The organism is Pseudomonas sp. M2(2023), from assembly GCF_030263955.1.
Taxonomy (GTDB): Bacteria; Pseudomonadota; Gammaproteobacteria; order Pseudomonadales; family Pseudomonadaceae; genus Aquipseudomonas; species Aquipseudomonas asiatica.
Genome location: NZ_CP127114.1, coordinates 3,840,233 through 3,866,172 on the forward strand (window position 1 = coordinate 3,840,233; position 25,940 = coordinate 3,866,172).

A 25,940-nucleotide genomic window follows, 5' to 3' on the forward strand; every position below is an offset into this window, starting at 1 on the left:
CTTAATCAAATGGACGTCATATTCAGCATCTTCCTCGAAACCTTCGGCGACCCCGTCGGCCACCAACCAGTACCGCCCTCTGCCCTCGATCATTACCAAGGCAAACTCCCCAACCGTCTCCTGGGATACTGGCAAGAGCACGGCTGGTGCGGCTACGGCGGTGGCCTGTTCTGGCTGGTAAACCCTCAGGATTACGAAGACGTAGTAGCGTATTGGCTGTCAGGCACGCACTTCGAAGCACGCGACACTTATCACCTCATCGCCCGTAGCGCTTTTGGCGACCTGTACCTGTGGGGCGAGAACACCGGCTCGGTGCTGACCATCGCGGCGTACCACTCCCGTTACCTCGATGGCGCCCACAGCTCAGGCGACGAAGAGCGGGACAACAAGATCCACGGCCTGCTCATGTGGCTGATGACCGAATGCATCTATTTCGATGACTTGTTCGAACCCGCCAGAGAACGGCTCGGCACGTTGGCCGCAGACGAAATGTATGGCTTTGTTCCTGCCTTGATGCTGGGAGGGTCAGACAGCCTCGAGCGGCTTGAAAAGCTCAAAGCAGTCGAGCATCTGGTACTGCTCGCCCAACTGAGCGAGCTTCAACCCTATGAGCTGGCTGACGAAGAAGATGAATAGGCCCTGACAAGTGCGTTCACCGGTGCACCGCATCAGGCTTGTCGACATCCAGCAGCACACCGGTATCCGGCACTTCTACCCTGACACAACTCGCCGGGTTGGCCTTGACCACCGAACGCGCCCCTTCATCGCCGGTCAGGCGCGCAAGCGCCGGCCAGAAATCGCGCCCGAACAGCACAGGATGCCCTTGCTGCCCTTCATGGCAAGGCAACACGATGGTCGACGCGCTGGCCCTGGAAGCCAGCCGGGCAAGGGTTGCCTGCTCCAGCCATGGCATGTCACCCAACAGAATCGCTACTGCCTGCGCCTCACTGTCGGCCAGCGAGGCGGCGCCGGCCGCCAGGCTATGGCCCATGCCCAATGCGAAGTCCGGGCTGGAGATGACCCGGCACCCCGCAGGCAGCCCCAGATCCACGCCCCGCTCCCCCTCGCGCAACACCACCCGCACATCGTCGAACACTGCACAGGCCCGCTCCACGCTGTGCACCAGCAAGCTGCGACCATCAACCAACAGCGCCCGACGCTTGTCAGCCCCGAAACGCACGCTGCTGCCAGCAGCCAATATCAGTGCAACCACGCTCACAGCGCCTCCCGCTCGATACCATTGCGCACGCGAAGGATATCGGCCAGCACCGCCAAAGCGATCTCGGCCGGGGTCTTGCTGCCCAGGTTGAGGCCGATCGGGGCGTGGATGCGGCCCAGTTCGACCTCGCCCAGGCCACCGATCCGCCGCAGGCGTTCACGGCGCTTGTCGGAGGTGGCCCGGGAGCCCATCACACCGATATAGAACGCTTCGGTGCGCACCGCTTCGAGCATCGCCAGGTCATCGATCTTCGGGTCGTGGGTCAGCGCCACCACCGCGGTGTCGGCATGGCAACCGCCATGGGCGATGAACTCCGATGGCAGCTCGCGGCGCACCTCGATGCCATCCAGCCGCACGCCGTCGAGCACTTCGTCACGCGGCTCGCAGAGGATGACTTCGAAGCCCATGCCCTTGCCGAACTCGGCACAGAAATGCGCGACGCTGGAGTACCCGGCCAGCAGCAGACGCTGGGCGGCCCCCACACGCAAGCGTACACAGGCACTTTCACGCTCCACACGCGGCCCCTGGCTGTGGTCATCGGCAAGCAGGCGCCTGCCCTCGGGCAGGCTCACTTCACGCAGCACGCGGCGCTGGCCCTGTAATGCGCTTTCCAGCTCACGCAGGTGCGCCTGTACCTCGCATTCGGCCGGCAGGTTCTCCACCAGCACTTCCAGCGTGCCGCCACACGGCAGGCGGATGCTCGAACGCGAGTCGCTGCCATCGCCATAACGCACGATGGCCACCGGCTCGGGAAACTCCCCCCGGCCCACGCGCTCGAGAAAGTCGTCCTCGACGCAACCACCGGACAGCGAACCCAGCCACTGCCCGCTGGTGTTCACCGCCAGCAGCGAACCCGGCGCACGGGGCGCCGAGCCGTAGGTGGCGAGCACCGTGCACAACCACACCCGCTGGCCGCCGCACGACCACTGCAACGCCTGGCGGACCACCTGTAGATCGAGATGCTGCACCCTTTACTCCGCCTTCAGCTCGGCGAGCTGCTGTACGCTCAGGTCACCGGGCAATCCACCCCAGGCCTGGCGCAGGTAGTTGACCATATCCGCCACCTGCTGGTCATCGAGCTTGTCGGCAAAGCCCGGCATCGGCTGCATGCGCTCGAAGCCGGTGAACTGCTGTTCACGGATGCCTTCGAGGATCACCTTGACCAGGTTGCGCGAGTCGGCCTGGCGTAGCACCGTGTTGCCGCGCATGGCCACGGCGATGTGCGGCTTGCCCTCGCCGTCCACCCCATGGCAGCCGGCGCAGACATTCAGGTATTGCTGGCGGCCGCGCCTGGCGCTTTCGCTCATCTGCTCCAGCGCCACCGCCTGGATGGCCTTGGCCGGCGGTGGCTGGTCGCCCAGCAGGTAGGTGGCCATGGCCGCCAGGTCGGCATCCTCCAGGTGCTGGGTGCTGTGGTGCACCACCGGGAACATTTCGTTGAACATGCTGCCCTGGGCACTGATGCCGTGCTTGAGGAAGGTGGTCAGGTCCGGCTGGGTCCAGCCGCGCTCGGCCAGATCCTGGGCCAGCAGGCTCGGGGCCAGGTAGCCACCCAGCAGGCCGCCGCTCAGGCGCTGGTCTTGCTGCAACGCACCGATCGGGTTGCGCGGGGTATGGCACTCGCCGCAATGGCCCATGACTTCGACCATGTACTGCCCACGCTGCCAGGCCGGGCTTTTGCCCTCGGTCGGCTGCAACTGCACGCTTTTACCGTACAGCATGTTCCAGCCGCTCAGCCCCTGGCGAACGTTGAACGGAAAGCGCAACGCAGTCTGCGGTGCCGGGCGGTTGATTGGCGGCACGGTCATCAGGTAGGCGAGGATCGCGTCCGAATCTTCGCGCTTGATCAGGTGGTACGAGGTGTACGGCATCGCCGGGTAGAGGTTGGCGCCGTCCTTGCGCTTGCCCTCGGTTACCGCGGCGAAGAATTCGTCGGCGCTATAGTTGCCGATGCCGTACTGCTTGTCCGGGGTGATGTTGCTGCCGTAAATGGTGCCGAACGGCGAATGGATCGGCAGGCCGCCGGCGTACGGCGCGCCGCCTTCGGCGGTGTGGCAGGCCATGCAGTCAGCCGCGCGGGCCAGGTATTCACCGCGCTTGACCTGCGCCTGGTCGGCTGCCTGGGCAAGCGAGGTAAAGGCAAGGCCGAGAGCCAGCGCCAGTGCGCTACGAACAAGACCCATGCTCAACCCTCCTTGACCAGGCCGAGGTCGTTGAGCACCGTGCGGGTGGCGTCGTAGTAACGCACGTAGCCGGTGCAGCGGCAGATGTGGTGGCCCAGGCTCGCCTCGATGCGGTCTTCCACCTCGCTCTTCTTCAGCGGCTGGCGCTGGGCGGTTTCCACCAGCACCGTGGCGGCATTGACGAAGCCCGGCGCGCAGTAGCTGCACTGGAAGGCGAACAGGTCGACGAACTTCTGCTGGATCGGGTTCAGCGTGAGGTTGCCGGCCTCGTCCTGTTTGGCATGGCCCTCGATGGTGCGGACCTTCTTGCCCTCGAAGTAATGCGCGCCGGTAATGCAGGTGCGCACCTCCTCGCTGGTGCCGTCGGGGTTGTCGACGATCACCACGCAGGCGTGGCAGATGCCCTGGCCGCAGCCCAGGCGCGAGCCGGTGAGGTTCTGGTGTTCGTGCAGGTAGTCGATCATCGCCAGGTCGTCGGGGACCTCGACCGGGCCGACCGGTTGACCGTTGAGGGTCAGTTGCAGTGGACGGTTAGCCATTGAGGGCCTCCTTGATACGGGCTGGGGTGATGGGGAGATCGCGAACGCGCTTGCCGATGGCATGCGCGACAGCATTGCCGATGGCACCGACGACCGGGATCATCACCACCTCGGCGATGCCCTTGGACGGGTCGGTCGGTGACAGCGGCGGGAGGATTTCGCTGGTCTGTTGCCACACCGCCACGTCGCGCGCAAGCGGCAGACGGTAGCGGTTGAAGTTCCAGTCGCCCTCCCCGGGCCCGCCCTCGTACAACGGCATTTCTTCGGTCAAGGCATGGCCGATGCCCATGGCGATACCGCCCTCGAGCTGGCCCTTGACCAGTTCCGGCACCAGCACCCGGCCGCACTCGACCCAGCTGTGGTGGTTGAGCACCTGCACTTCGTGAGTGCCTTTGTTCACCTTGACTTCGACAATGGTCGCCACCGGGCTGTAGTAGGTGACCATGGCGTTGTTCAGCTGGGTGTCGGGGTAGGCGGCGTTCTGCCGGTCGAGCAGGTGGTAGCCGTGGCTGCTCATCTGCGCCTTCTTGGCGCTCACCGCGCCATCGCCGTATTTGACTGCCACCGCATCGAGCGGGAAGCGTTCGCGCACGCCATCGATGACGAAGTCGGCCTCGGCCCAGCTCCAGCGGTTGAAGCCGTGCACGCTGACGCCGGTGACCAGGCCCATTTCATGGGCCTTTTGGGCCAGCTGGGCGAACGGGATCGGTGACAGGCCGTTGCCGGTCAGCTCGCCGTTGACCCATACCGCATTCTCGCGGCGCACCACCAGCGGGTTGGCCTGGCCGCCGTACGGGCCCTGGCGCCAGATGGCCATGGCCGCCGGCCACAGACCGTGGTTGAACAGCACGCGTGCCGCTTCGCGGGTGGCATGGCTGAAGTAGAAGGCCGAGTTGGTCGCCGACGACGGCGAAGCAAGCTTGCCGACCCAGCGCGGGTTGCGCAGCGCTGCGTCCTGCTCGGGCTGGCTGATCAGGTACGGGTTGCCGCTGGTGGTCAGCTGCAGCTCCGGCCATTCGGTGACCGCAGTCTTCACCTCGTCGGCCGAGCGGCCAAGGAAATCGCTGACCACCAGGGCCTGGGAGGTGGACATGCCGGTACCCAGCTCGGTGCCGATGTGGCGCAGGCTGATGCGCCCATCGCGGCTGAACTCGATGCTGGCCATGGGGGCTTCGGAGCCGGTGCCGAAGTCTTTCTGGCAGATGGCAAAGCCCACGCCATACCAGTGGTCCGGGTCCTTGGCGTCCATCTGCTGCTTGCGCGCGTCGCGGTTGCGCCACCAGTCGTGCACGGCGGCCTTGTCGAGAATCTCGTACAGGCGCAGGGCGCCGGCCGGGACCGCGCCCTGGGTGTTCTTCATGCCCGACTTCAGCGCGTTGGCGCGGCGCAGGTCGATGGCATCGACGCCCAGGCGCCCGGCGACCTCATCCACCATCATTTCGGTGGCGGCCATGGTCTGCAGGGTGCCGTAGCCGCGCATGGAGCCGGCCTCGACGCCACGGGAGTGATAGGCAGTGACCGACAGGTCGTTCTGCGGCATGTAGTAGATCGACTGCGCCGCCGTGGCGCCGACCGCCGCCACCGAGGGGCTGTAGTTGATACGCCCGCCGCCGTCGCAAGTCATGTCGGCGCGGAAGATCTTGAAACTGTTGTCCTTCTTGTCCACCGCCAACTGGTAGCGGATATCGAAGGCATGGCGCTTGATGCCGCTCTGGAACTGCTCGTAGCGGTCGTTGGCCAGGCGGATCGGCACACCGGCGCCATACAGCGCGGCCACGGCGGCGTAGAAGACGAAGATGTTGTTGTCTTTCGAGCCGTAGCCCACGGTATAGCCCGGGTGCATGTTCAGCGTGTTCAGGGCGAAGCGCGACGGTTTGATCATGTGCACGCATTCCTGCGCCACTTCGAACGGGCACTGGGTCGCCACCACGAAGTGCAGCGTGCCGCTGGCCGGGTCGTACCAGCCGTTGCCGTTGTCCGGCTCCAGGGCGGCCGGCTCGATGGACGGCGTCTTGTAGCGCTCGTCGAACACCAGCCAGTCCTCGGGCGGGTTGTCCAGCTGCTCGGCCATGCGCTTGGCATGGAACAGGCCCTGCTCGGTCAGGTCGCCATGCTGGTTGGGCTGCTTCGACCACACCGGCTTGCGGTTGAGGATGGTGGGGAACAGCATGGAATTCTTCAGGCTGGAGAATTCATCGTCGTCGAACGGTGTGGCACCGCCCACGCGCACGAAGCGGAAGCTGCCGTAGGGGTCGCGCTGGTACAGCGGCGCCTGGGCGCCATAGCGGATCGCCTGGTCATTGAACTGCAGCTTACGCTTGGCCTGGCGGAAGCGCTCGAAGTCGTGCCAGATCAGGATCGCCACCGGGTGACCGATGAACATCGGCACCTTGCCGGGCGGCAGCAGCGGGTCGGGCGAGTGGGCCTCTGGCCAGGCGATACCGTCCTTTTCCAGGTCGGCAGCGGTGACGATGCGGTCCGGCTGCAGGTCGGCGCCAAGCAGGCTGAGGTCATGGCCGGCATAGATACGGTCGGCCTTGGTCGCCTTGAGCAGCAGCGCATGGCCCTGCTGTGCGGGCCAGCCGGGCATGTCCTTGGCACGGATGTCGCGAGCGAACACCTTGTCGCCGCACACCTTGGACAAGGCATCGTTACGGAAACGTGCCTTGCCATCATGGTTCATCCACTTCTGCGGCGAGGTGGTGACGCGTTCCTCCATCAGCGCGGCGAATGCCTGGCTGCCGAGCGGCGCCATGGTCACGCCGACACCAGCGATCAGGCCGCCTTGCAGGAAGGCGCGCCGGGAAATATCACGGTTGGACATGCTTGATCCTCTGGGCAGCAGGGGGTCTGCCCTTTTTTTGATTCTGGTACTAGCCTGAAAAGCTGACCTGTACGTCAACTTTACAGCAATTGTGTTGGCGCAGGCAAAGTCAAGTCGACAATATGTCGCGACATGCCTGAGGTCTGGGGCGGAATTTGCTCTGGGGCTGGTAGGTGTTTGTCTTAGGATCTCCCAGGCCCAGACAATGCCACGGCAAACACCTGCAAGCCCTGATGCACGCCCCTCACCAAAAACCAGAGTTAACCTTGGGTTAATCGACCCAAGCCAGCATGACCCCTTTCAACGTACTGCCAAGGCGAAGACATGCGCGTCCTCCTGCTTTTCCTGACACTGCTGCTGGCCGGCCCGTTGCAGGCCAACCCGTTCGATGTCAAACCGGACTTCCTGCCGGTCAACCAGGCCTTCGTGCTTACCCACGACCGCCAGGCCGACGGCCAAATGCGCCTGTTCTTCCAGATCCAGCCTGGCTACTACCTGTATCAGAAGCGCCTGAAATTCGACGGCCTGCCTGCCGAACAGCACCCACAACTGCCGGCCGCTCTCAACCACCACGACGAGTTCTTCGGCGACAGTGCGGTGTACCGCGACCAGCTCGAACTGCTGCTTCCGGCCGATGCTCAGGGTCAACTGCGACTGGGTTGGCAGGGTTGTGCCGACGCCGGCCTGTGCTACCCGCCGCAAACCACGTTGGTCGATCTGGGTGGCAGTGTGGCGCCAGCGGCCGAACAAGCCAGTGACCAGGCCCTGGCCAGCGACCTGCAAAAAGGCCACCTGGCCTGGAGCCTGCTCGCGTTCTTCGGCCTGGGCCTGTTGCTGGCCTTTACCCCCTGCTCGCTGCCGATGCTGCCGATCCTCGCCGGGCTGGTGCTGGGCAATGGCGCCAGTGCCCGGCGCGGCTGGATACTGGCCGGGGTCTATGTACTGAGCATGGCCCTGGTGTATGCCGCCCTGGGCGTGGTCGCCGCGCTGCTGGGTGCCAGCCTGCAGGCCTGGCTGCAGCAACCCTGGCTGCTGGGCAGCCTGGCGGGGCTGTTCGTGCTGCTGGCCCTGCCGATGTTCGGCGCCTTCGAACTGCAACTGCCCGCCGCCGTGCGTGACCGCCTCGACCGCGCCGGGCAAGGCACCCGTGGCGGCAACCTGTATGGCGCGGCGCTGCTCGGCGCGCTGTCCGGCCTGCTGATGGGCCCGTGCATGACCGCGCCGTTGGCCGGCGCGCTGCTGTACATCGCCCAGAGCGGCGACGTGCTGCAGGGGGCGCTGGTGCTGTTCAGCCTCGGCCTGGGCATGGGCGTGCCGCTGCTGTTGCTGGTAACCCTGGGCAACCGCTACCTGCCCCGCCCGGGCGCCTGGATGAACCGGGTCAAGGGCGTGTTCGGCTTCGTGTTCCTGGGCATGGCGCTATACACCTTGCGCAGCCTGCTGCCCGCAGCATTGCTGCTGGCCCTGAGCGGCGCCTTGCTGATTGCCCTGGCCTGGGCTGCCTGGCCGGCCCTGCAGCGGTTGCCGGCATTGCGCGCCTTGCCACTGCTGGGTGCCCTGTGGGGCGGCCTGCTGCTGGTGGGGGCGGCAGCCGGTGGCGACGACCTCTGGCAGCCGCTGCGCCCGTTCGCCGGTAGCGGCGCTGCGCCGGCCACCGACCAGCACACCGAGGACGCCTTCGTCACCGTCAGCCGCCCCGAAGACCTGCAACGCGAACTGGATGCGGCCAAGGCCCGTGGCCAGTGGGTGATGCTCGACTACTATGCCGATTGGTGCGTGTCGTGCAAGGTCATGGAAAAACAGGTGTTCGCCCGCAGCGACGTGCAGGCCGGCCTGGCCGGTGTGCACCTGCTGCGCCTGGACGTGACCGCCGACACCCCAGCCAGCCAGGCCTTGCTGCAGCGCTACCAGGTACCCGGCCCGCCCAGCATCATCTGGGTCGGCCCGGAAGGCGACGAACGCCGCGCGCGGCGCATCACCGGTGAAGTGGATGCGGCCGCCTTCCTGCAACACTGGACCCAGACCAGGAGCCAAGGCTGATGCTGACCGTAACCCTCGGGCCATTGACCATGGCCCTCAACCATCTGCTGATGCTCACCGCCCTGGTGATCGCCAGCATGGTCGGCTGGTGGGTTGCCCGGCGTGGCGGCGAGAGCCCGGAATCGGCACTGTTCAACCTTTTCCTGATCGGCCTGCTGTGCGCACGCGCCGGCTTCGTGCTGGCCTACTGGCCGATGTACCAGGACGACCCGCTGCAGATCATCGATATCCGTGATGGCGGCTTCCTGTTCTGGTCGGGTCTTGCCGGCATCGTGCTCGGCGCCCTGTGGCAGGGCTGGCGCCATCCGGGCCTGCGCCGCCCGCTGGGCTGGGCGCTGTTCAGCGGCGCGCTGTTCTGGGGCCTGGCCAGCCTCGGGGGCCACCTGTACAGCAAGGGCACCGAACTGCCCGATTTGAGCCTGCGCAAGGCCAACGGCCAATCCGTGGCGTTGCACAGCTACCGCGGCAAACCGCTGGTCATCAACATCTGGGCCACCTGGTGCCCACCCTGCCGACGCGAAATGCCGGTGCTGCAACAGGCGCAGAGCACTTACCCGCACGTGACCTTCCTGTTCGTCAACCAGGGCGAGACCCCGGAAAACGTCAGCACCTTCCTCGCCACCACCGGCCTGAGCCTGACCCACGTGCTGTTCGACGGCACCGGCCTGCTGGCCCAGCGCGTCGGTTCCATGGCCCTGCCCACCACCCTGTTCTACGACGCCGACGGGCGCCTGGTCGGCAGCCATCTGGGCGAGCTGTCCCGGGCCAGCCTGCGCCACGCCCTGGAGCCTTTCGACCGGGCCACCTCGCCCGCCCCTGCCGCACAAGGAAACTGACATGCGACTGACTGCACTGCTGCCCCTGTCCCTGGCTCTGCTAGCTGCCCCTCCCCTGCAGGCCGAAGAGCTGCCCAAGGCGATTGCGCAACTGCAAGCCAAGGGCGCCGTGATCAAAGGCAGCTTCGACGCCCCCAACGGCCTGCGCGGGTATGCCGCCGAGTACCAGAACAACGGCCTGGCGCTGTACCTCACCCCTGACGGCAAGCATGTACTGGTCGGCAGCCTGTTCGACGAACAGGGCAACGACCTCAGTGCCGAGCCGCTGAAAAAGCTGGTGTATGCGCCGATGAGCAAGGAAATCTGGGCGAAGATGGAGAAAACCTCCTGGATCGCCGACGGCAAGGACGATGCACCGCGCAAGGTATACCTGTTCAGCGACCCCAACTGCCCGTACTGCAACATGTTCTGGGAACAGGCACGGCCGTGGGTGGAGTCGGGCAAGGTGCAGTTGCGCCATATCATGGTCGGCATCATCCGCGAGGACAGCCCGGGCAAATCGGCGGCGCTGCTGGCGGCGAAAGACCCGGCCAAGGCACTGCAGGAACATGAAAAGGCCGGCAAGGCCAGCAAGTTGAAGGCACTGGAGCAGGTGCCGGAGGCGGTGCAGAAAAAGCTGGCGGCGAACATGGCGCTGATGGAAGAAATGGGCTTGCAGGCGACCCCGGCGATCTTCTATCAGGATGACCAGGGCAACCTGCAAAGCCAGCAAGGCGCACCGCGGCCGGAGTTGCTTGGAAAGATTCTCGGCAAGCGCTGATGTGAAATCGCCGGGGTTGCCTTGCAGCCCATTCGTAGCACAAGGCTGTGGCGGCCCTGCGGGAGCGGGCAAGCCCGCGAAGAAGTCGACGCGGTGTTATGGCACCGGCTGCGCCGGTGTTCGCGGGCATGCCCGCTCCCACAGGTACTGCGCCAAACCTCGAGAACAACGCCATATCTGTAGGAGCGGCCTTGTGTCGCGAACGGGCCGCATAGCGGCCCCAGAATTGCTGCATAAAAGCTGAAATTGCTGGGGCTGCTGTGCAGCCCTTTCGCGACACAAGGCCGCTCCTACAAGGGGCGTGCAGGCCTCACCCGCTCATGTCACAACCCCTCCAGCTCGTCCTTGATCACATCGGCCCAGATGCCAGCCAATGGCCAAGTTTACATTTGGCAACACTAAGTTATACCACCTAAGGCGACAAACACTTTTCCGAACCGATCATCGGGAAACAACGCCCGGCAATAAAACATATAACAATCCCACAACAACTTCAGATCCGCCCTACAAAAAACAGAAGTCTTTTTCACTCCCATGATCAGTGAACAGATCGCGATCAGACATACCCCTCAGATAGATCCCACAATACCAACTGCAATTCAAACAACTAGATTACACCCCGCCAATACATCGCCTCCATCAAACTTGACGTACATGCAGCGTGAATATAAAACCTTACCCCCTGCATTCGCGAAGACACTAAAGGCGAGAAAAATGAACAAAAAGCCATGCCCCATAACGCGAACAAAACAGATCCTCATGATCACCAAGGTGTTGATCCTGGAACACCTGCGAGAACCCACTGCGTTGCTGTGGACAGCGGCGGCGCCTTGCTTGATGTTCATACTACTGAGGCAAAGCCGTTCCCTTGCAGCGCCACCTGACTCTCTCTATATATCCTCTGCCGCGTGGTTCTACGCCTACATCGCTGCAAACGTTGCCTTCTTCGGCCTCGGCTTTTATCTAATCGGGCGACGAGAAAGTGGCTTCGTCCGGTCATTCATTTACCAACGCGAGGCAATTGCACTTTTCCTCACATCGCACGCCGTCAGCTACACATTGGTCAGTGTCGTGTACTCCAGCTTTTTCTACTTCATCTCCAGGCCTCTATACGGTTCCTACTCGCTATCAGAACTCCTGTACCTTACAGCCGCGTTCTATACGAGTTACCTGATATTCTCCTGCATCGGCTTGGCGATCGCAGCGATGCCCATCAAATTCAGCACAGCCGGCACGCTATTTTCGCTTCTTTCATTCCTGATGTTACTTTCCGGCTATTTGGGTACCACACAAGACGAACTGACCCACTGGTCAACGTTGATCAACCCCTTGCACCTGAGCACAAGAATAATTACCGGGGAGATACCACTCACCATTAGTTTTCTGACAGCTTTTGCCATTTCAACAGCGGGGCTCTATGCAACAGGAAAGCTATTCAGAATCCACCCCATATGGAGCCGCTATTAAAATGCACCTTCTCACCATCAAAAACCTGGACTTTTCATACAACAGCAGCCCTCTCCTACAGAACATCACGCTACAGTTGAAAAAAGGAGAAGCCGTTGGCGTACTGGGCAGTAACGGAGCAGGAAAGACCACGCTTTTCGACCTGATCTGCAACATCAGAAAACCAAGCAACGGCACAATCATAAACTCATCCAGACAGCAGGCTTATCTGACTCAAGTACTGACACCACCGCCCTTGCTCAGGATGAGCGAAGTTTACCAACTGATTACACATTTAAACTCCAGATCAGCACCGGATCACTGCGAGGTGCTTTCACGCCTCTCTGAATGGTCACCTTCCCTGTCGAAGCGGTATGCTGAAATCTACATGAAAAAGGCATCTACTTGCAGCTATGGCGAAGTCCGGAGTTTTGTCACACTGACGCTACTGCTAATGGGCAGCGACCTGATCATCCTCGACGAGCCTACTGCGGGGGTAGACCCAGAATTCAGACACCACATATGGCTAGGTATAAAGAACGCGTGCAAAAACGGGGCTGGTGTTTTGATTTCATCTCACTATACCGAGGAAATTGCCACAAACTGCCATCATTTCTACATGCTCGCTCATCAACACCTCGAGCCATTTGAGAATGCTCATGAGTTTCTCGCTCGCTACCATGCGAACTCTTATGATGAAGCATTCATCAATGCGTCGATGTCGCAGGAAGAAATCGGAGCTGCATCATGACGGCGAAGAACCGTGGGAAAGATGGGCTTGCAGCTATGGCACCGGCTGCGCCGGTGTTCGCGGGCATGCCCGCTCCCACAGGTGCAGCGCCAAACCTCGAGAACAACGCCGTATCTGTAGGAGCGGCCTTGTGTCGCGAAAGGGCCGCATAGCGGCCCCAGCAATTTCAACTTTTGTGCACCAATCCAGGGGCGGTGCAGGCCTCACCTGCTCAGGTCACAACCCCTCCAGCTCGGCCATCAGGTCACTGAGCCGGTCGACCTTGTCGTCATCCAGCACACTGCCCTGCAGCCCCTGCACATACACCGCCAGCTCCTCCACCGTGCTGCACTCGAACATCGCCCGCAGCGGCACGTTCAGTTGCAGCTGCTTCTGCACCCGCGAGGCGATCTGCGTGGCCAGCAGCGAATGCCCGCCCAGCTCGAAGAAGTTGTCGTGCACCCCGACCCGGTCGGCCTTGAGCACATCCGCCCAGATACCGGCCAGTACCTCTTCCAGCTCATTGCGCGGCGCCTGGTAGGCCTGGCTGTGCTGGCCACCGATGTCGATGGCCGGCAAGGCCTTGCGGTCGAGCTTGCCGTTGGCGTTGTGCGGCAGGCTGTCGAACCAGCCCCAGTGCAGTGGCACCATGTACTCCGGCAACTCGGCACGCAGGCGCAGCTTGAGCTGTTCCAGCAACGCAGCGTCGGCTGCAACGCCCTGATGCGCCACCAGGTAACCCACCAGGTGCTTGCCATTGACGCCCTCCTGCACGCCAACGGCAGCGTCGCGGATCTCCGGCTGTTCGTGCAGGCGGGCTTCGATTTCGCCCAGTTCGATGCGGTAGCCGCGAATCTTCACCTGATGGTCGATGCGCCCGACATACTCCAGCACCCCGTCCGGGCGCTGCCGCGCCAGGTCGCCAGTGCGATACAGGCGTTCGCCCGGCGCACCATGAGGATGGGGAATGAACGCCAGCGCCGTGCGCACCGGGTCGCCGACATAGCCACGGCCCACGCCGGTGCCGGCCACGCACAACTCACCTGTCGCACCCAGTGGTACCAGCGTCTGGTCCTCGCCGTACAGATACAGGCGGTTATTGTCGGTCGGCGTGCCGATCGGCAGGTAGCTGCCACGGGTCGAGGCTGCATCGACGCGGAAGAACGCCACGTCATCGGAGCACTCCGCCGGGCCGTAGGCGTTGACCAGGCCGATCTGCGGGTAGCGCTGCAACCACTGCGCCGCCAGCTCCGGTGGCATGGCTTCGCCGGTCGGCAGCATCCAGCGCAGGCCTTCGAGGGCCTGATGGCCGTTGGCCAGCATGCCCTGGATCAGCGACGGCACGCTCTCCAGCACGCTGATGCCGGTGGCCTGCACATGCGCCAACAGGCCCTGCGGGTCATGGGCGATGGCGTTCGGCACGATCTCCACCCTGGCGCCGAACAGCGGTGCGGCAAGGAACTGCCACACCGAAATGTCGAAGCTCTGCGAGGCCGTCTGGGCGATCACGTCGTGCTCGCCGAGCGCCAGGTAAGGCACCTTGCTCAGCTGGTTGTTGAGCATGCCGCGCTGCTCGACCATCACCCCCTTCGGCAGGCCGGTGGAGCCTGAGGTGTAGATCACATAGGCGAGGTTATCCGGCCCGCTGTGAATGCCGGGGTTGTGGCTGGCCACCGGGCTGGCCTGGATGTCTTCCCAGACCAGCAGCTGAGGCCGTGCTGCCAACGCAAGCTGGTCCAGCAACTGCCGCCCTTGCCCGGCACAGGCCGCGCTGCACACCAGCACGGGTGTACGGCTGAGCTGGATGATGCTTTGCAGGCGCGCCGCCGGCAGGCCCGGGTCCAGTGGCAGGTAGCCGGCGCCGGCCTTGAAGCTGCCGACGATCATGCCCAGCAGCGGTAGCCCACGCGCGGCCAGCAGTGCCACCGGCTGGTCCACGCTCACACCCGCCGCGATCAAGGCATGGCCCAGACGGTTGGCCGCCAGGTTCAAGCCGGCGTAGTCGTAGGACGCGTCCAGGCAGCGGGCCACGGTACGTTGCGGATGCGCGGCCACCTGCGCCTCGAACTGCGCGATGTAACTCTGTTCCAACGGATAGGCGCGCGCGGTGCGGTTGCAGTCTTCCAGCAGGAAGCGCTGCTCTTCCGCACCCAGCAACGGCAGTGCGCTCATCTCCCCTTCAAAGCCTTGCACCAGCGCCAGCAGCAGGCGCTTGAACTCGGCCAGCAGGCGCTCGACGGTCGGGTAGTCGAAATAGCGCTGGTCGAACGACAGGTGCAGGCCAAGGTCATCGCCCGGGTAGCACACCGCTGTCAGCGGGAAGTTGGTGTGGGTACGGCCCGAGTCGGAGCTGGCATTCAGGTGCTGGGCGTGGTCGAGCACGGCAGTTTCCACCGGCGCGTTCTCGAACACGAACAGGCTGTCGAACAGCGGCTGGCCCTTGGGCAGTTCGCTGCATTCCTGGATCGCCACCAGCGGCAGGTATTCATATTCGCGCAGTTCCATGTTGCGCTCCAGCAGGCCTTGCAACCACTGGCGCACACTGCAGCGCTCACCCGCTACCGGCAATTGCACGCGCAGGGCGACGCTGTTGATGAACAGGCCGACGGTACGCTGCATCTGCGGCATGCTCACCGGGCGCCCGGCCACGGTCACGCCAAAGGCCACGTCGCGGTCGCCACTGTAGCGCGCCAGCACCAGTGCCCAGGCCGCCTGGGCGAAGGTGTTGACGGTGAGCTGGTGGGCCTGGGCCAGTTCGCGCAAGCGCACGCCGTCGCTCAACGCCAGGCGGGTGTAACAGTCGCCGACGATCATGCCGCTACCGGCATGGTCGTGGCGCAGCGGGCGGTCGCTGGGGATCGTGGTGGCGCGTTCGAAGCCGGCCAGGTTGGCCTGCCACCAGGCTCGCGCGTCGTCCAGGCCCTGGCGTTGCAGCCAGCCGATGTAGTCGCGGTAGCGCGGTGGCACCGGCAAGCGGGCCTGGCGCCCCTCGCCGAGGGCCTGGTAGATCTCGAAGAAATCGTTCATCAACAGCGAACGGCACCAGGCATCGATGAGGATGTGGTGGTTGCTCATCATGAACCAGTAGCGCTCGTCGGCCACACGCACCAGGCGCAGGTGGAACGGCGCCTCGCTGAGCAGGGCGAAACCAGCCTCGCGTTCCTGCTTGTGCAGGGCCTGCAGGCACTGCTCCTGGACGTCGTCGTCGAGGCCACGCCAGTCCTGATAGTCCACCGGCATGTTGCCCGGTTTGTGGATGATCTGCAGCATCGCCTCGCCGGTGTTCCAGCTGAACGATGCGCGTAGCGCCTCGTGGCGTGCCACCACCGCCTGCCACGCCTGGGCGAAGCGTTCGGGGTCGAGCGCGCTGTTGATGCGGTAGCGGTCCTGCATGTAGTAAAGGCCAGTACCCGGCTCCAGCAGGGTGTGCAACAGCATGCCCTCCTGCATCGGCGTCAGCGGGTAAACGTCCTCGATCTGCGCGGCCGGTACCGGCAGCGCGTCGATCTGCGCCTGGGTCAGGTGCGCCAGCGGGAAGTCCGATGGCGTGAAACTGCCGTTGCCATCAGCCAGGCAATGCTCGACCAGCGCCAGCAGCTCCTGACGATAGGCCTCGGCCAGGCAGGCGATGGTCCGCTCGTCGTAGCGTTCGGCACTGAAGGTCCAGCGCAGTTGCAGGGCACCGCCATACACCTGGCCATCGACACTCAGCCAGTTGGGCAGCGGTGCATCGAGGTCGTGGGCCAGGCCGGCCGGGGCGTCCAGCGGCTGGAACAGGGCTGTGCTGTCGAACTGCTGGTCGAACTGGCCCAGGTAGTTGAAGGTGATGCGTGCCTGCGGCAGGGCCGCCATCTGCTCACGCACTGCCGTATCGGCCAGGTAGCGCAGCACGCCGTAACCCAGCCCTTTGTGCGGCACCTGGCGCAGCTGCTCCTTGATGCGCTTGATCGAGCCTGCCCGCGCCGCATCGTCCTCGCCTGGCAGCGGGCGCAGGCTCAGCGGGTAGGCGTTGGTGAACCAGCCGACGCTGCGGGTCAGGTCCATGTCTTCGAACAGCCCGTCACGGCCATGGCCCTCAAGCTGTACCAGCACTTCTTCATCGCCGCTCCAGCGGCACAGGGCACGCGCCAGCGCGGTCAGCAGCAGGTCGTTGACCTGGGTGTGATAGGCCGCCGGGGCCTGCTGCAGCAACTGCCGGGTCTGCGCCACATCCAGGCCGATGGCCAGGGTACGGGCGTGGCGGTGCAGGTTGCCGCCCTGCGGGTGATCACATGGCAGTTCACGGCGCACACCACCCAACTGGCCTTGCCACCAGCCCAGCTCGTCGCGCAGCGAATCGCTGCCAGCATAGCTGGCCAGGCGTGCGGCCCAGTCGCCCATGGCGTGGGTCTTGGCCGGCAGCGGCTGGCCACGGTACAGCGCCTGCAGGTCTTCCAGCAGCACGCGCCACGACACGCCATCGACCACCAAGTGATGGATAGCCAGCAACAGGCGCTGGCCGCCCTGGCCGTCATTTACCAGCAAGGCGCGCAACAGTGGGCCCTGTTCCAGGTTGAGGCTGCGTTGCAGGTCGGTGTACAGCGGTTGGCAATCGGCGAAGTCGGCGACCGTGGCTGTCCACAGTAACTGCCCGCTGGCAGGCGAAGCATATTCGGCCTGCCAGCGGCCCTGGGCCTGGCCAAAGCGCAGGCACAGGCTGTCGTGGTGCTGCACCAGGTCGGCCAAGGCTCGCTTCAGTACCCCCTCATCCAGCGGCTTGCGTGCCTCCAGCAGAACAGCCTGGTTCCAGTGCTGCGGCTGTGGCACTTCACTGTCGAAGAACCAGTGCTGGATCGGCGTGAGGCCGGCCTGGCCCTGGCGCAGGCCCTGTTCGATGCTGCTGGCGGCTTCGCTGCGCTGAACAATGGCGGCCAGGGTCTGGATGGTCTGATGCTGGAACAGGTCGCGCGGGGTGAACTGCAAGCCGGCCTGACGAGCACGGCTGACCACCTGGATCGACAGGATCGAGTCGCCGCCCAGTTCGAAGAAGTTGTCCTGCACGCCGACCCGGGCAACGTTGAGCACGTCGCGCCAGATCTGCGCCAGTTGCGCTTCCACCTCGTTGCCAGGCGCCTGGTACTGCTGGCGTGCCTGTTCCAGGTCCGGCAGCGGCAGCGCACGGCGGTCGAGCTTGCCGTTGCCCATCAGCGGCAGGCTGTCGAGCAGCACCAGGTGCGCCGGCACCATGTAGTCCGGCAAGTGCTTGCGGGCATCGGCTTTCACCGCGTCGCGCAGCAGGCCCTGGGCCTCGCTGTCGGCAGCGGCCTGCCTGCACACCAGGTAACCTACCAGTTGCTTGCCGCCCGGTAGGTCGAGGGCCAGCACCACAGCTTCGTCGATATCGGCATGCGCCTGCAGGCGGCTTTCGATTTCGCCCAGCTCGATACGGAAACCGCGAATCTTCACCTGCTGGTCGGCGCGGCCGACGTACTCGACCAGGCCATCGCTGCCCAGGCGCACCAGGTCACCGGTGCGATACAGGCGCCCGCCTTCGCTGCCGAACGGGTCGGCGACGAAGCGCTCGGCGCTTAGGCCCGGGCGGTCGTGGTAACCCTGGGCCAGGCCGGCACCGCCGACATACAGCTCGCCAATACCGCCTTGCGGCAACAGGGCAAGGTCTTCGTCGAGGATGTAGGCCGTGCGGCTACCGATGACGCGGCCGATCGGTACGCTGCCCAGCTCCGCCGGCAGTGTCTGTGGTGCCAGGCAGGCCAGCGGCATGACCACGGTTTCGGTCGGCCCGTAGGCGTTGAAGAACTGCTGCGGCGCAAAGGCTTGGCGGATGCGCTGCAAGTGTTCGCCGGTCAGCGCCTCACCACCGGTAATGACCAGGCGCACTGGCAACTGCTCGCCCTGCCCGGCCAGGTACTGCGCCAACTGGCTGCCGTAGCTTGGCGTGAAGCCAAGAATGCTCACCTGCTGCTCGCGCACCAGCTGGCAGATGTCTTCGGCGCCCCACTGCCCCTGGGCGCGCAGCACCACGCGGGCGCCACACAGCAGCGGCACCCACAGGCGTTCGCTGGCGGCGTCGAAATTGATCGAATAGAAGTGCAGCTCGCAGTCATCGCTGCGCATGCCGAACGCCTCGATCACCGCCTGGCAATGCATGGCGAACTCGCCGTGGCTGACTACCACGCCCTTGGGCTTGCCGGTGGAACCGGAGGTGTAGATCAGGTAGGCCTGGTGCTGCGGCAGGTTGAGGTTGTCCAGCGGCGCATCGCTGTAGGCCGACAGGCTGGCGCTGTCGTCCTCCAGGCTCCAGTGCGCCACGCCTTCGGGCAACTGCCCGAGGGTTTGCAGCAGCGCGCGCTGGCTGAGCAGCAGGCCGATGCGGCTGTCTTCAATCATGTAGCGCAGGCGGTCGAGCGGGTATTCGGGGTCGAGCGGCACATAGGCGCCACCGGCCTTGAGGATGGCCAGCAGGCCGACGACCATTTCCAGCGAACGCTCCAGCGCCAGGCCCACACGCACCTGCGGGCCGACGCCACGCTCGCGCAGGGCGCGGGCCAGGCGGTTGGTCTGCTGGTCGAGTTCGGCATAGGTCATGTGCCGGCCGGCGAAGGTCAACGCGCCAGCGTGTGGCGTACGCGCAGCCTGGGCGGCGAACAGGCCATGCACGGTCTGGTCGAGAGCGAGACCCTGCTCGCCCTGCAACTGGCCAGCCAGCAACTGCTGCTCGGCGCTGCTCAGCATCGGCAGCTCGCACAGGCGCTGTTGCGGGTTGTCGAGCAGGCCCACCAGCAATTGCTGCCAGTGCTCGGCCATGCGTGCGATGCGTGGTTCGTCGAACAGGTCACGGCTATAGGTCAGACAGCAACCCAGGCGGCCGTCGAGGTCTGTCACCTCCAGGTACAGGTCGAACTTGGTGGCGCTGGCGTCGTTGACCAGGTAATCCACCTGCATGCCGGCAAGCTGGCGGCTTTGCTGGAAGGCCCAGCGCTGAACGTTGCACATCACCTGGTACAGCGGGTTGTAGGCGCTGCTGCGCGGTGGCTGCAGGGCTTCCACCAGCTGGTCGAACGGCAGGTCCTGGTGCGACTGGCCTTCGATAGCAACCTGGCGTACCTGCTCCAGCAACTGCGCGGCGCTCATCTGGCCGTCCAGCTCGCAACGCAGCACCTGGGTGTTGAGGAACGCGCCAATCAGCCCTTCGCTTTCCGGGCGGATGCGGTTGGCCACCGGCGCGCCAATGCGCAGGTCACGCTGGCCGCTATAGCGGTGCAGCAAGGCGGCCAGGGTGGCAGTCATGGTCATGAACAGGGTCAGGCCGCGCTGGCTGTTGAAGGCATGCACGCGGGCAACCAGCGCCGGGTCGAGCTCGAAGCGGTACAGCTCGCCACGGTGGCTCTGCACTGCCGGGCGCGGGCGGTCGGCAGGCAACGCCAGCACTGGGTGCTCATCGCCCAGGCGGGCCTGCCAGTAGGCCAGCTGGCGGGCGCCCTCGCCGCTTTCCAGCCATTGCCGTTGCCACACGCTGTAGTCCAGGTACTGCACTGGCAGCGGCGCCAGCGGCGATTCGCGGTCATCGACGAAGGCCTCGTACAGCTCGCCCAGTTCGCGGGCGAAGATGTCCATGGCCCAGCCCTCGGTGACGATATGGTGCAGGGTCAGCACGAAGAAATGCTCGCGCTCTTCGGCTTTGACAAGGCAGGCACGCAGCAGCGGGCCGCGCTCCAGGTCGAACGGCTGGTGCGCATGGTCGTCGGCCAGTTGCTGCAGGCGTTGTTGGCGGAGATCGGCGGGCAAGGCGCTGAAGTCTTGCCAGTCGAGGTGCAGGCTGCTGTCGTCGGCCACGCACTGATACGGCACGCCATCGATGCTGGGGAAGGTGGTGCGCAGGGTTTCGTGGCGCACCACCAGCGCCTGCAACGCTCGCTCGAAAGCATCCACATGCAGGGTGCCGCGCAAGCGCGCCATGCCGCCGACGTTGTACGCCGGGCTGCCCGGCTCCATTTGCCAGAGGAACCACATGCGCTGCTGCGAGTACGACAGCGGCACCGCCTGGCGGCGGTCGACGCGGGTGATTGCGCCTTGCAGGTTGCGCTCACCGGCAGCACGAATACGCGTGATCTCGGCACAGAAGGCGCCCAGCTCGCTGGCGTCGAACAGGGCCTTGAGCGGCAGTTCGACATCGCAGGCCTGACGCGTGCGCGAGACAATTTGAGTGGCCAGCAGCGAATGGCCGCCGAGGGCGAAGAAGTCATCCTGCAAGCCGATGCGCGGCAGGTTCAGCACCTCGCGCCAGATGGCGGCGACCTGCTGCTGCAACTCGGTTTGCGGCTCGACGTGTTGCCGCTGCTGCCACACCGGGGCGGGCAATGCCTTGCGGTCGACCTTGCCGCTGGGGCCCAGTGGCATCTGCGCCAGCGGGATGAGTTGTGCCGGCACCATGTAGGCCGGTAGTTGTTCAGCCAGCACCGTCAGCAATGCATCAGGCTGAGCGCTGCCACTGTAGTAGCCGACCAGTTGCGCACCTACGGCATCCTTGTGAATCAGCACCAGCGCCTGTTCGACCCCCGGCTGCGCCAGCAGGCAGGCCTGGACTTCCTCGGGTTCGACACGGAAGCCACGCACCTTGACCTGCTGGTCTAGGCGGCCAAGGTATTCCAGCGCCTCGGTCTGCACCTGCCAGCGGGCGCGGTCGCCACTGCGGTACAGGCGCTCGCCATTGCCGTCAGCCTGGGGCACGAAGCGCTCGGCGGTGAGGCCCGGGCGGCCCAGGTAGCCACGGGCCAAGCCTGCACCGCCGAGGTACAGCTCGCCGGGCACACCGGGGGCGGTCAGTTCCAGCTCGTCATCCAGCACACGGCACAGCACATTGCCCAGCGGGCGGCCGATCGGCGAGCGTTCGCCATCGGTGGACTGGCAGTGCCAATGGGTGACGTTGATGGCGGTTTCGGTCGGGCCATAGCGGTTGTGCAACTGCACCTGTGGCAGCACCTGCAGCACGCGGTCACGCAGTGCCGCGGACAGCGCTTCGCCACCGGAGAACAGCCGGCGCAGGCTGCCGCAGGCACCCGCCTGCGGCTCCTGGACGAACACCTGCAACAGCGGCGGCACGAAGTGCAGCGTGGTCACGCCATGGGCCTGCACCAACGCGGCGATGCGCTGCGGGTCGCGGTGCTCGCCAGGGCCGGCGAGCACCAGCTTGCAACCGGTCACCAGTGGCCAGAAGCATTCCCACACCGAAACGTCGAAGCTGATCGGCGCCTTCTGCATCAGCACGTCGCTGTCGTCCAGCACATAGCTGGCCTGCATCCATTGCAGGCGCTCGGCCAGTGCCGCGTGGGTATTGCCCACGCCCTTGGGCTGGCCGGTAGAGCCGGAGGTGTAGATCACATAGGCCAGGTTGTCGCCATGCAGATGCAACCCGGGGGCATGGCTTGGCCAGCTGTCCAGGTGCAGCTGGTCGAGTGCGATGGCGCTGACGCCATCAACCTGTGGCAGCTTGCCCAGCAGGCTGCTGTGGCTCAGCAACAGGCCAGCGTTGCAGTCGGCGAGCATGTAGGCCAGGCGCTCGGCCGGGTAATCGACGTCCAGCGGCACATAGGCACCACCGGCCTTGAGAATGGCCAGCAGGCCCACCAGCAGCTGCGGCGAACGCTCGATGGCAATGGCCACGCAAGTGTCTGGGCCCACGCCTTTGTCACGCAGGTAGTGGGCCAGACGGTTGGCTTGCTGGTGCAACTCGGCGTAATCCAGGCTGCCACCGTCCCACACCAGGGCGGTGCGCTGAGGGGTCAGGCGTGCCTGTTCATTGAGCTGCTCGACCAGCAGGCGCTGCGGCGCCGCAGCGGGTGCCTCGCCCCAGCTCAGCAGTTGCGCGCGGCCAGACTCGTCGAGCAGTTGCACCTCGCCCAGCGCCCGCTGCGGCCCGGCACACACCTGCTCGAGCAGGGCCAACAGGTGCTGGGCCAGGCGCTTGACGGTACTGGCATCGAACAATTCGGCGGCATAGTCGAAGGCCAGGCTCAGGCGGCCCTGATGGTCTTCTTCACTGTGCAGCTGCAAGTCGAACTTGGCTTCGCGACTGTGCCACGGCAGCTCTTCAGCCAGCAGGCCCGGCAGGCGGCGCAGCGCAGACAGGTCACGTTGCTGGTGGTTGAACATGACCTGGAACAGGCCTTGCTCGCGAGCCTCGGGCAGGGCTTCGAGCAGTTGCTCGAACGGCAGGTCCTGGTTGGCCTGGGCATCCAGGGTGGTCTGGCGCACCTGGGCCAGCAACTGTTCGAACGGCAGGCGGCCGTCGAGCTGCGCACGCAGCACCTGGGTGTTGATGAAGAAGCCGACCATGCCTTGGGTTTCCAGGCGCGGGCGGTTGGCGTTGGGCACGCCGACACGAATATCGGCCTGGCCACTGTAGCGGTGCAACAGCGCCTGCCAGCCGGCCAGCAGTACCATGAACAGGCTGGCCTGCTGTTCGCGGGCCAGGCCCTTGAGCGCTTCGGTGAGCCTGGCCGGTACCTTGAGGTTGAAGCGGGCGGCGCGGTGGCCGCGCTGGCTGGTGCGCGGGTGGTCGGTGCACAGGTCGAGCACCGGCAGATCATCCCCCAGACGCGCCTGCCAGTACTGCAGCTGACGCTCGGCTTCGCCTGCGGCCAGCCACTGTCGCTGCCAGGTGCCGTAGTCGGCATAACCCAGGGTCAGCGGTGCCAGGTTGGCCTCAAGGCCCTGACAATGGGCGGCGTACAGTTTGGCGAATTCGTCGAGCAGGATGTTCAGCGACCAGCCGTCGGCGACGATATGGTGCAGGGTCACCCACAGTTGATGGTGTTCATCGTCCAGGCGCGCCAGGGTCACCCGCAGCAACGGCCCCCGGGTCAGGTCAAACGGCTGGCGAGCTTCGGTTTCACGTTGGGCGGCGACCTGTTCGGCGGCCTGGCCTTCGAGGTCCAGGCGGCGAAGGTCGAACGGCTGCTGCGCCTGGATGCGCTGCAGGGCCTGGCCGTTCTCTTCGGCAAACAGGGTGCGCAGCGATTCATGGCGCGCCACCAGCGCCTGGAAGGCTGTTTCCAGGGCGTTTTCGTCCAGCTCACCGCGCAACTGCAGGCCGGCCGGAATGTTGTAGGCCGCCGACTGCGGGTCCAACTGCCACAGCAACCACAGGCGGTTTTGCGCCAGCGACTGGGGCAGCGCCTGGGTGCGTTCCAGTGTAGCGATGGCACCGACCCGGTCACCGCCTTCGGCGATGATCGCGGCCACGGCCTTGGCGTAATCAGCCAGTATCGGCGCTTCGAACAGGGTGCGCAGGCCCAGCTCGATGCCCAGTTCATCGGCCAGGCGTGCGGTGGCGTGGGTGGCGGCGATGGAGTTGCCGCCCAGCAGCAGGAAGTGGTCGTCCGCCGCCACCGCCTCGACCTTGAGGATGTCGCGCCACACACCGGCGATGCGTGCCTGCAGTTCATCGCCTTCGCCCACTGAAGCAACGGGCTCGCCCACCTCAGGGAAGCGGGCATAGCAGTCCAGGCTGCCATCGTCCATGCGCAGGCGGCAGGCCGAACGCTGCAGCTTGCCGCTGGAGGTCTTGGGTAGCGCCCCCGGGTTCAGCAGCAGGACCACGGCCGGGGCCTGGCGGCAGGCGTCGGCAACCACCTGGCGCAGGGTCTTGATCAGCTCCTGGGGCTTGATCGCCTTCTGCACGTTGCGGCTGATTTCCACCGCCACGCCAATACCCTCCTCGCCTTGCTGCTCGACGGCGAACACTGCCACCCGGCCTTTGCGCAGCACCTCCACTTCGCGCTCGAGGGTCTTTTCCAGGTCCTGCGGGTACAGGTTCTGCCCGCGCACGATCAGCATGTCCTTCAGGCGACCGGTGACGAACACTTCCCCTTCGCGCATGAAGCCCAGGTCGCCGGTACGCAGCCAGGTCTGGCCGCCCATCTCGACGAAGGTGCGGGCGCTGGCCTCGGGGTTGCGCCAGTAGCCCAGGGCGATGCTCGGGCCGGCGGCCCAGATCTCGCCCACCTGGTTGTCGCCTAGTACTTGCAGGCGTTGTGGTTCGACAATGCGCACGGCATGCCCGGGCTGCGGGTAGCCACAGCTCATCAGCACACTGCCCTTGCCTGGCTCCGCACGGTTGGCGGCGAAGGCTTCGGCGTCCAGCTCCAGCGCGGCGATGCCCTGGCCACGGCGGCTGCCGCTGACGAACAGGGTCGCCTCGGCCAGGCCGTAGCTGGCGAAGAAGCTCTGCGGGTCGAAGCCGCAGGCCTGGAACTTGTCGGCAAAGGCCGCCAGGCTGTCCTGGCGGATCGGCTCGGAGCCAGAATAGGCCACCCGCCAGCGGCTGAGGTCGAGCCCGGCCAGGGAGGCCTCGCTGACCCGCTCGCTGCACAACCGGTAGGCGAAGTCGGGGCCGCCGCTGATGGTGCCGCCGTACTCGCTGATGGCCTGCAACCAGCGCAGCGGCCGGGCCAGGAAGTAGCCCGGCGACATCAGCACACAGGGCACGCCGCTGAAGATCGGCTGCAGCAGGCCGCCGATCAGGCCCATGTCGTGGTACAGCGGCAGCCAGCTGACGATCACGTCGTCGGGGTTGAGGTCGATGCCAAAGCCTTGGCGGATCAGTTGTTCGTTGGCCACCAGGTTGCCATGGCTGACCTGCACGCCCTTGGGCAGTGCCGTGGAGCCGGAGGTGTATTGCAGGAAGGCGATGTCATCACCCTTGAGCGCGGGTTCGCGCCAGTTTGCAGCCAGTGCCGGGTCCAGGCCATCCACCGCCAGCAGTTCGGGGGCGTTGGCCGCTGTCAGGGCTTCCAGGCCCTGCAGGCTGTCGTGCAGGGCCGCGACAGTCAGCAGCAGGCGCGGCTCGGCGTCGTCGATGATCGACAGTAAGCGCTGCTGGTGGTGCTGGCGCGCGGACTCCGGCGGGTAGGCCGGCACCGCAATCACACCGGCATACAGGCAGCCGAAGAATGCCGCCACATAGTCTGGCCCGCTGGGGAACAACAGCACTGCGCGGTCGCCGAAACCGGCCCGGCTTTGCAAGGCAGCAGCGATGGTGCGTGCGCGCTGGTCGAGGTCCCGGTAGCTGAGCACGGCCTGCTCGCCGGGAGCGTCGGCCAGAAAGCGCAAGGCGACTTTGTCCGGGGTCTGCACGGCGCGCTGCGCCAGGGCCTGGACCAGCGAGAGCGGGAGTTCGAAGGCGTCCGTCATGGGGTGTTCCTGCCAGTGTCTGGTTGGGTCGGGCCGGCTGCTGCGCGAACGTGGGCGCAGCGGCATGTGGCGGCCTGAGGTGTACACAGGGGACGGATGGGCGGGGGGAGAAATTAGCGGTGGTGAGGCTTTGGGGGCACGTGAGGGTTGCCAGGTGTTTGCCTTGAGAAAT

The 25,940-nt window shown here is 65.2% G+C and carries 12 protein-coding genes; 6 read left to right on the forward strand and 6 right to left on the reverse strand.

Annotated features, from left to right (window positions below; genetic code table 11):
* Window positions 1-9 precede the first annotated feature (9 nt).
* On the forward strand, window positions 10-636 hold the full coding sequence (locus QN085_RS17735) for a GAD-like domain-containing protein (RefSeq protein WP_023661100.1): 627 nt from the start codon (window positions 10-12) through the stop codon (window positions 634-636).
* Between the two features lie 16 nt (window positions 637-652).
* On the opposite strand, the gene QN085_RS17740 is transcribed toward QN085_RS17735, so the two are convergent.
* From QN085_RS17740 to QN085_RS17760, 5 genes are read right to left on the reverse strand one after another with little or no spacing between them, the layout of a single operon-like run.
* Complete coding sequence (locus tag QN085_RS17740; protein WP_015271120.1) at window positions 653-1,219, reverse strand: nucleotidyltransferase family protein; 567 nt, start codon at window positions 1,217-1,219, stop codon at window positions 653-655.
* Window positions 1,216-2,187, reverse strand: a complete 972-nt coding sequence (locus tag QN085_RS17745) for an XdhC family protein (RefSeq protein ID WP_023661101.1) — start codon at window positions 2,185-2,187, stop codon at window positions 1,216-1,218. The genes QN085_RS17740 and QN085_RS17745 overlap by 4 nt, the downstream gene beginning before the upstream one ends.
* Before the next feature lie 3 nt (window positions 2,188-2,190).
* Window positions 2,191-3,402, reverse strand: a complete 1,212-nt coding sequence (locus tag QN085_RS17750) for a cytochrome c (RefSeq protein ID WP_023661102.1) — start codon at window positions 3,400-3,402, stop codon at window positions 2,191-2,193.
* Between the two features lie 2 nt (window positions 3,403-3,404).
* The gene (locus tag QN085_RS17755; RefSeq protein WP_013973477.1) at window positions 3,405-3,941 is read right to left on the reverse strand and encodes a (2Fe-2S)-binding protein; all 537 of its coding nucleotides are present in this window, start codon (window positions 3,939-3,941) and stop codon (window positions 3,405-3,407) included.
* Window positions 3,934-6,765, reverse strand: a complete 2,832-nt coding sequence (locus QN085_RS17760; RefSeq protein WP_024087428.1) for a xanthine dehydrogenase family protein molybdopterin-binding subunit — start codon at window positions 6,763-6,765, stop codon at window positions 3,934-3,936. Before QN085_RS17760 ends, QN085_RS17755 begins: the two co-directional genes overlap by 8 nt.
* Before the next feature lie 324 nt (window positions 6,766-7,089).
* Here QN085_RS17760 and dsbD point away from each other — a divergent pair, with 324 nt between their 5' ends.
* The 5 genes from dsbD (at window position 7,090) to QN085_RS17785 (ending at window position 12,598) form a co-directional block, all read left to right on the forward strand.
* Window positions 7,090-8,805: a protein-disulfide reductase DsbD gene (gene dsbD, locus QN085_RS17765; RefSeq protein WP_013973479.1), complete on the forward strand. Its 1,716-nt coding sequence runs from the start codon at window positions 7,090-7,092 to the stop codon at window positions 8,803-8,805.
* Window positions 8,805-9,641 (forward strand): TlpA disulfide reductase family protein, encoded by an 837-nt coding sequence (locus tag QN085_RS17770; RefSeq protein WP_013973480.1) that lies wholly within the window; start codon window positions 8,805-8,807, stop codon window positions 9,639-9,641. Before dsbD ends, QN085_RS17770 begins: the two co-directional genes overlap by 1 nt.
* 1 nt (window position 9,642) lies before the next feature.
* Window positions 9,643-10,401 (forward strand): thiol:disulfide interchange protein DsbG, encoded by a 759-nt coding sequence (gene dsbG, locus QN085_RS17775; RefSeq protein WP_013973481.1) that lies wholly within the window; start codon window positions 9,643-9,645, stop codon window positions 10,399-10,401.
* Between the two features lie 714 nt (window positions 10,402-11,115).
* Complete coding sequence (locus QN085_RS17780) at window positions 11,116-11,868, forward strand: hypothetical protein (RefSeq protein ID WP_023661978.1); 753 nt, start codon at window positions 11,116-11,118, stop codon at window positions 11,866-11,868.
* Between the two features lies 1 nt (window position 11,869).
* Entirely contained in the window at window positions 11,870-12,598 is a 729-nt protein-coding gene (locus tag QN085_RS17785) for an ATP-binding cassette domain-containing protein (RefSeq protein ID WP_023661979.1), read from the forward strand.
* Window positions 12,599-12,814: 216 nt separating this feature from the next.
* Here QN085_RS17785 and QN085_RS17790 read toward each other — a convergent pair whose 3' ends face one another.
* On the reverse strand, window positions 12,815-25,768 hold the full coding sequence (locus QN085_RS17790) for a non-ribosomal peptide synthetase (RefSeq protein WP_196184028.1): 12,954 nt from the start codon (window positions 25,766-25,768) through the stop codon (window positions 12,815-12,817).
* Window positions 25,769-25,940: the final 172 nt, after the last annotated feature.